The organism is Streptomyces sp. NPDC057271, from assembly GCF_042668715.1.
In the GTDB taxonomy this organism is placed as follows: domain Bacteria; phylum Actinomycetota; class Actinomycetes; order Streptomycetales; family Streptomycetaceae; genus Streptomyces.
Window position 1 is genome coordinate 39,130 of record NZ_JBHUYJ010000028.1, and the last position, 7,413, is coordinate 46,542.

General features: G+C 72.1%; 7 protein-coding genes. 3 read left to right on the forward strand and 4 right to left on the reverse strand.

Going from position 1 to position 7,413, the window contains the following annotated elements:
• Positions 1–668: 668 nt before the first annotated feature.
• Positions 669–1,451: a sirohydrochlorin chelatase gene (locus tag ACFUJR_RS15865; RefSeq protein WP_383172996.1), complete on the reverse strand. Its 783-nt coding sequence runs from the start codon at positions 1,449–1,451 to the stop codon at positions 669–671.
• Positions 1,452–1,812: 361 nt separating this feature from the next.
• A complete protein-coding gene (locus ACFUJR_RS15870; protein WP_383450456.1) occupies positions 1,813–2,634 on the reverse strand; it encodes a BTAD domain-containing putative transcriptional regulator in 822 nt (273 codons plus the stop codon).
• Positions 2,635–2,852: 218 nt separating this feature from the next.
• Between ACFUJR_RS15870 and ACFUJR_RS15875 the strand changes: the two genes are divergently transcribed.
• Positions 2,853–3,641: a BTAD domain-containing putative transcriptional regulator gene (locus ACFUJR_RS15875; RefSeq protein WP_383172992.1), complete on the forward strand. Its 789-nt coding sequence runs from the start codon at positions 2,853–2,855 to the stop codon at positions 3,639–3,641.
• Positions 3,642–3,893: 252 nt separating this feature from the next.
• On the opposite strand, the gene ACFUJR_RS15880 is transcribed toward ACFUJR_RS15875, so the two are convergent.
• Complete coding sequence (locus ACFUJR_RS15880; RefSeq protein ID WP_383172990.1) at positions 3,894–4,229, reverse strand: DUF302 domain-containing protein; 336 nt, start codon at positions 4,227–4,229, stop codon at positions 3,894–3,896.
• An 86-nt stretch (positions 4,230–4,315) separates the two neighbouring features.
• Between ACFUJR_RS15880 and ACFUJR_RS15885 the strand changes: the two genes are divergently transcribed.
• Positions 4,316–5,674, forward strand: a complete 1,359-nt coding sequence (locus tag ACFUJR_RS15885; protein WP_383172988.1) for a rhodanese-like domain-containing protein — start codon at positions 4,316–4,318, stop codon at positions 5,672–5,674.
• Positions 5,675–5,741: 67 nt separating this feature from the next.
• On the forward strand, positions 5,742–6,107 hold the full coding sequence (locus ACFUJR_RS15890; RefSeq protein WP_383172986.1) for a rhodanese-like domain-containing protein: 366 nt from the start codon (positions 5,742–5,744) through the stop codon (positions 6,105–6,107).
• Between the two features lie 77 nt (positions 6,108–6,184).
• Here ACFUJR_RS15890 and ACFUJR_RS15895 read toward each other — a convergent pair.
• A partial coding sequence (locus tag ACFUJR_RS15895) for an MFS transporter (protein ID WP_383450459.1) occupies positions 6,185–7,413 on the reverse strand: 1,229 nt, incomplete at its 5' end.

Sequence of the window (7,413 nt, forward strand, 5' to 3'; positions counted from 1 at the left end):
TAGGGAGAGCGTCACCGATTGTGCAACACACCCTTTGGTAAACGCCTTCCCATTTCCGAAGCGCCGACCACGGCCGGCCCGGAGACGACAGCGGCCAGCGACAGCCGGGCCGACCAGGAACGACACGGGGATTCCGCCCCGCGCACCCCCACGGAGCACCCCTCCGTGCGCGGGCGAACCGGCGGAAACGGTCTCGGTGACCCCATCGAGCCTGGTCCGAAGCTCTTCCCGGATGTCAGCGGCACGTCAGAGCCGGCTCAGCGCGCCGTCCGGGCGGTTTCGTACGGCGGGAAAGGGCGCATGGAATTCCATCGAGAATTAACTTCTCCCTCACGTGACCCGAATCACCCGCCCGACGAGCTGTACACCAGCGGTTCGACCAGGTCCCGGTAATCCCTGCGCGACCTGTCACCCGGGATGGCGAGTACGGTGACATCCGTGGGTCCGAGAAGTAAATAATCCCCGGCCACGCCCTCTCTGCGCGCATGGGAATAGACCTGAAGGAATTCCGTCCGACAGCGAGGGACGCCGGGTGTCCGCGGCTCGTCGTGGGGAACTGCGATGCCGTCCCTTACGCCTTGCCGACGAGCAGCTGAATTCTTCCGAGCGAGAACGCGCGCGGCGTACCGGCGAGGCACGGGCGAGGGCCTGGACCGGGGGCGTGCGCCTCACCCGGCGAACGCCCCCACCCCCCGCTCGACGACAAGCCGCACGAGCTCCGGGGCGGCGCCCAACGGCGCGGACACGACGTCCGCCCCGGCCGCCGCCGCCTCGGCGTCGATCCGGTCGGGAAGGAGGCCGGGGGCGAGGACGTACGGGGCGACGGCCACCCGCCGCACTCCTCGGGCGCGCAGTTCCCGTACGGCATCGCCCGGGCGCCGCCCGGGACCGGTGACGTACGCGGGAAGGGTGTCGCGCCGGCCGGCCCGCCGCAGCGCTCGCGCGACGGCGGCGACGGACGCGCGGGCGTCGGCGTTCCGCGAACCGGTCGCGGCGACGACGACACCGGTCGGTTCCCGGTCCGCGGAGCCCAACCCGGCTTCGAGGAGCCGCCGTTCGAGCGCGTCGACGAGGAGGGGCGATCCGCCGAGGACGTCGGTGCTGTGCACGGGCACGCCCCAGTCCCCGGCCAGGGCCGCGGGGAGGTCCGTCGTGGCGTGGTAGGCACGGGAGAGCAGGAGGGGGACGACGACGACCCGGTCGGCGCCCGCGGCGACGGCGGCGCCCAGGGCGTCGGCGATGCCCGGCCGGTCGAACTCCAGGAAGGCGAGCTCGGTCCGCAGGCCGGCGAGGGACCGGACACCGTCGGCGAGCGTGCGCAGGGTCGCCGAGTGCCGGGGGTCGCGGCTGCCGTGGGCCACGAGGAGCAGAGCCGTCCCGGCCGGCCCCGCCGCGCGTACGGCGGTCCGGGCGTACGGTCCGTGCGGGGCGAGCATGCGACCGACGGGCATCCGCCACCTCCTGGGTCCCCGTAACGACGGGAGGTCCCGCCGCGCTCGGCACGCTAGGCGAGGCCGGTCACACACCACTGACCGTGCGCTGACCGGCCGGGGCGGAGCGCCCGGACGGGTGCGGCACGGCACTCGCGCGCCGCACCGGCACCCGCGCCGCCCGCCGCCGCCCGCCACCGGGCGTGGCCGGGGGTGGCCGGGGGTGGCCGACCGCCGCCGGGGGTGGCCGGCTACGCCGCGGGCGGAACGGCGAAACGGACCGGCGGGCATCGCCGGTCCGCTTCTCACTGCCGACCGCGTCCGCCCTCCCTCGCGTCCACGGATCGCGGACGCGAAGGAGCGCAGAAGCGGAGTCGGAGGTTCAGGCGCTGCGCAGTTGGCCGAACGGCGACTCTCCCCGCACGACAGCGCCCCCGTTTCCGGCCACATCGAGGGTGAGCGTGGCGTCCCGGCGGAGCATGCGCTGGTGCGCGTCGCGGACGGCCTCGGACGGTTCGAGCCCGAGCTCGGTCACGAGGCGGGTGTGCAGCCTCCGGTACGTCTCCAGGGCCTGCCAGATCCGCCCGACCTGATACTGGGTGACCATCAGCTGAAGGTGGAACCGCTCGTGCATCGGGTAGCGGGCCGTCAGCTCCGTGAGCCTGCTGAGGACTTCGGCGGTGTGCCCGGAGGCCAGGTCGACGGCGACGCAGGTCTCCAGGACGCTGAGGCACGACTCCTCGAGCCGCAGCGTCTCGACCTTGAGCGGCGGGCCCTGGGCGACGTCCGAGAGGGCGCTGCCCCGCCACAGCGAGATGGCCTGGTTGAGGAGTTCGGAGGCGCGCGGGTGGTCACCGCGGCGTGCCGCCGCCAGACCGGCCGCGGCCAGGCTCTCGTGCTCCAGCGCGTCCACGTACCCGGGGCGGATGTTGAGGACGTATCCGCCGTGCGTGGTCGCGAGGATCTCCTTGACCCGGCACTCCGTCCCGCTCTTGACGCCGGCGGCGGTGATCGCGCGGCGCAACTGCATCATGTACGTCTGCAACGTGGCCTGGGCGCTGCGCGGTGGGCTGTCGCCCCAGAGTTCGTCGATCAGCTCCCACATCGGCACCGTGTGCCCCGCCCGCAGCGCCAGCAGGGCCAGCACCTGCCGGTGCTTGGCGGCGCTCGGTGTCCACGTCGTACCACCCAGATTCGCGGTCAACGTGCCCAACAACTTGATCTCCACTGAGCCAACTCCCCCCCGACCAGTAAGCACTTCGATGCTGGCACGGACGATCAAATTCCAGTAGTGATCCGGTCACCAATAGGTCGTGAACGCCAATGTGATCGCTTTGGCTGAATCTCGACTCCAGCGAAAGCCCAGAGGGGCATCAGACGCGTCTCAAGTACCGGCAACCGGGGCCGTGTGAGGCTTCCCTCATGAGATTCACCATCCTCGGACCGGTCGGAATCATCACGAACAACGAGTTGACCCCTGTCGCCGGTCACCGGCAGCGCATCCTCCTCGCCTCCCTGCTCCTGGCGGACGGACGGCTCCTCACCAACGAGCAGCTCTACAACGAACTCTGGGGCGACGATCCGCCCCACACGGCCCACAACGCCCTCCAGGCCCAGGTGTCCCGCCTCCGTCGCACGCTCGGCCGGCTGTCGGACTCCTCCGACGACACCCCGCCCGTGGTCACCCACTCGGCCGGCTACGTCCTGAAGGTCGACCCGAGCGCCGTCGACATGCACACCTTCCGGTGTCGCACCGCGGAGGCACGGCGCGTCGCCGCCACCGACCCGGGCCGCGCCGTCGACCTCCTGGACTCCGCACTGGCCCTCTGGCGCGGCAAGCCCCTGCAGGACGTCGGCAACAGTCCGCTCTGTCACAGCATGGCCGTCCAGCTGGAGGAGGAGTACCTCACCGCCCAGGAGACCCGCCTGGAACTCAAGCTCCACTGCGGCCGCACGGAGGAGGCCATCGGCGAACTGCGCGCGATCAGCGTGGTCCACCCGTGGCGCGAGAAGATCACCGAGATGCTGATGCTCTCCCTCTACCACGTCGGCCGCCGCGCCGAGGCGCTGGAGACGTACCACAGCGCCCGCCGCCAGCTCACCGACCACCTGGGCATCGAGCCCTCCCGCCGCCTCAAGGACACGCTCCGCGTGATCCTCCACGAGGAGCCCACCCCCACCCCCCGCACGAGGCCGGTCCTGGTCCGCTGACCCCCGCGGGGCCCGGGCATCCCAACCACCGCGAGCGGATCGACGAGGGCGTACGGCTGTTCTTCCTGTCGGCGCCGACGGGCAAGCGACCGCCGCCTCCGCCAGGGCCGGCGGAGGCGCTGGTCATGCGTGCGCTTACTCGGTCGAGGGATGCGAGAGCCACGTCGAGGCGACGGCCGGCTTCGTCGGCGATGGGCGCCATGGCGTCGAGGCCGGTGGGGTCCACCATGACGCCGGGGACGATGGCCCGCATCACGACCCGGTGGCCGTCGGACCGGACGACGACGTTGCAGGGCGGCAGGCGACCGAGCGGTCGGTCTCCAGTGCCCGTCGGGCCAGGGGCGGGCTGCAGGCGCCGCGGAGCAGGTACGGCTCCATGGCGTGGCCCAGCTCGGCCTTGAGGGTCGCCTGGACGTCCACCTCGGTCGGGACGTCGAAGCCCTGCTCGGACAGGGCCTGTCGGACGGCCCGCTGGACCTCGCCGAATGACCTCTCGAGGCTCGCACCGCGGTCCTGGGCACGGTCTCCCACCCCACTTCCCGCGTGGCCGGCATCTCCGGCTTGCGGTGCGCCTGCGACGGCTGCCATCCCTCGAAATATACCCCCGGGGGTAAGAGTGTTAGAGTGAGCGACATACCCCTGGGGGTAATTTTCGCGTGAAGGGAGTACCGCCCGTGTTCTTCGTCGACACCATCGAGCTCGAGGGTCTGGGCAACCGCAGCTACCTCGCCGGTGGCGAACACGCGGCGGTGGCGGTCGATCCGCCTCGCGACATCGACCAGGTGCTCGCGGCCGCCGGCCGACGAGGCGTGCGAATCACCCACGTCGTCGAGACGCACATCCACAACGACTACGTCACCGGCGGCCTGGAGCTGGCCCGCATCACGGGCGCCGTCTACCTGGTGCCGGCCGCCGCGCGCGTCTCCTTCACCCGGACGCCGGTCGCCGACGGCGACACCGTGGACATCGACACCGATCTGACCCTGACCGCAGTGGCGACCCCCGGGCACACTCCGCACCACACCGCCTACGTACTCGGCGAGGCGGCCCGGCCTGTGGCCGCGTTCACCGGTGGCTCCCTCCTCATCGGCACGGTGGGTCGGCCGGACCTGGTCGAGCCGCGGCTGACCGAGGAGCTGGCCCGCGCGCAGCACGCCTCGGCTCGACGTCTGGCCGACGCCCTGCCCGACGACACGGCAGTCCTGCCCACCCACGGGTTCGGCAGCTTCTGCTCCTCCGCACAGGCCGACGGCGACGCGACGACGATCGGCAAGGAGAAGGGGGCCAACACGGCTCTGACCGTGGACGTGGACACCTTCGTCGCCGACCTGCTCACAGGTTTGGAGGACGTGCCCGCCTACTACGCGCACATGGGTCCGGCCAACGCGGCCGGTCCGGTGCCGGTGGACCTCACCGCGCCCGCGGTCGCCGATCCAGAGGAGATCGCCGCGCGCCTCGCGGCCGGTGAGTGGGTCGTGGACCTGCGCAACCGGATCGCGTTCGCCGAGGGACATGTCGCGGGTTCGTTCAACTTCGAGGCGGACGGCAAGCTCGCGACCTATCTGGCCTGGATGATCCCGTGGGGCAAGCCCGTCACCCTGCTTGCCGAGTCGGCCGGTCAACTGGCCGCCGCCCAGCGGGAACTGGCCCGGGTCGGCATCGACCGGCCGGCAGCCGCCGCGACCGGCGGTCCCTCGATCTGGCTCCGCGACGGTGAGAGCGCCGCCTCCTTCCCCCGTGCCACGTTCGCGGAACTGGCGGCTCAGGACAAGGTCGGAGTCGTCGTGCTCGACGTGCGCCGCGATTCCGAGCGTGCCGGGGGCTGGATTGCGAGATCGGTCCACATCCCGATCCATGAGGTGCACCGCCGTCTCGGCGAGGTCCCGGACGGGACGGTGTGGGTGCACTGCGCGGGCGGTGTGCGCGCGGGCATCGCGGCATCCCTGCTCGACGCCGCCGGACGACAGGTCGTCGCCGTGGACGACGGATTCGACGCCGCCGCCGAGGCCGGACTGACCGTCACCACCGGCTGAGCCGGCCACGCCTGGCCTTCCAGGCAGGTGACGCCCCGAACCAGAGACGCGAAAGGTGACGTCGACGATGTTCCTCTTCCTCAGGAGCCGGCCGCGCTTGTCCGTGGACGAGGCGCGCACACGTACCGGCGGGGAGCGGCCCGAAGCCGTCCTGCTGGATGTGCGGGAGAACCCCGAATGGAAGGCCGGGCACGCCCCGGACGCGGTGCACGCCCCACTGACCGGTCTGGTCGCGGGGGCCGCGCTGCCCGCTTCCGCGCAGGGCCGTCCGCTTGTAGTGATCTGCCGCAGCGGGCACCGCTCGCGGCAGGCCGCGAAGCTCCTGGCCGAACGGGGTGCGGACGCGGTGGACGTCAAGGGTGGCATGAACTCCTGGGCCGCTGCCGGGTACCCGGTCGTGGACGAGCGCGGCAACGGCGGCTCGATCGGGTGAGTGTCCTGCTGAGCGCACGACCCGCCGGACATTCGACCCGCCGAAGTGCGCAGCCACGGCCGGTCTGCCGCCGACCTTCAGTGATGCCGGAACCAGGCCCCGCCCGAACGGGCCGCGTCACGACGCAGCGCCCTGTCTGCGGCCAGACCGACGCACGCTGCAACGCCAGACAGCCCCGCGAGTACGCCGAACAGACCGTCGTATCCGCCGAGTGAGCCCGCGAGGGCGGCCCCGGCCCAGGGGGCGAGGGCGGCGGCAAGGTGGGCGGGGGCGCCGAGGAGCGCGGAGAGGCGGCCGTAGTGGGCGGTGCCCCAGCGGTCGGTGACGGCGGTGGCCTGGAGCAGGGTGAGGTTCCCACGTACGACTCCGGCGAGGACCGCGACCAGGACGAGGAGCGGAATCGGTCCGGGAGCGAGGGCCAGCGCGGCTGTGGTCGCACCGCCGAGGGCGATCAGCGTGGTGGTGCGCGTAGTGACCGATGTTCTGGAAGCGAGGCCGGCGTACAGGGTGCGGCCGAGCGTCTGGCCGGCACCGCCGAGTCCGAGAGCCCATGCGGCGGCTGTGGTACTCGCGCCACGTTCTTGGAGGAGGGGGACAAGTCCGATGACGACCGCGTACACGGCGAAGCCGGAGAGCGTGAAGGCGACAGCCAGGAGCACGAAGGGACGGCTGCGGCCGACCGGGATTCCGTCATCTGAAGCCGGGGCCGCGGGTGGTGCTGGTGGCCAGGGTGCGCGCAGGGCGAGTGCGTGGGCCGGGATCGTGATGGCGGCGAGTATGACGGCGAGGACGGCGTAGGTGGCGCGCCAGCTGAGGTGTTCGGCGAGGACGGCGGTGAGCGGGGCGAAGACCGTGCTCGCGAGGCCGCCGGCGAGGGTGACAACGGTCAGGGCGCGGACGCGGTCGGTGCCCCACCAGCGGGTGAGGGCGGCGAAGGCGGGCTGGTAGAAGGTGGCGGCCATGGCGACACCGGCCGCTGCCCAGGCGGCGAAGAACACGGGGAGGCTCGGTGCCGCGGCCACTGCGAGGATCGCCAGGACGGCGAGGATCGAGCCCCCGGTCATCACGAGGTGAGGGCCCCTGCGGTCCAGCATCCGGCCGATGGGAATGCCCGCGACCGCTGAGACGAGAAGCGCGAGGGAGAAGGCAGCGGTCACGGCGTTGGTGGACCAGCCGGTGTCGGTGGTGATGCGGGAGAGCAGGACGGGGAAGGCGTAGTAGACGATTCCCCAGCTGGTGATCTGGGTGGCGCAGAGAGCGGGGAGTACGGCGCGGGGGGGTGGGACAAAACCCCCCCCGCCCCGCG

Excerpts from the sequence above, each read along its gene's own strand:
- ACFUJR_RS15865 (WP_383172996.1), bottom strand. The coding sequence starts at position 1,451 with ATGCCCGTCGGTCGCATGCTCGCCCCGCACGGACCGTACGCCCGGACC.
- ACFUJR_RS15875 (WP_383172992.1), top strand. The coding sequence starts at position 2,853 with ATGAGATTCACCATCCTCGGACCGGTCGGAATCATCACGAACAACGAG.
- ACFUJR_RS15880 (WP_383172990.1), bottom strand. The coding sequence starts at position 4,229 with ATGGCAGCCGTCGCAGGCGCACCGCAAGCCGGAGATGCCGGCCACGCG.
- ACFUJR_RS15890 (WP_383172986.1), top strand. The coding sequence starts at position 5,742 with ATGTTCCTCTTCCTCAGGAGCCGGCCGCGCTTGTCCGTGGACGAGGCG.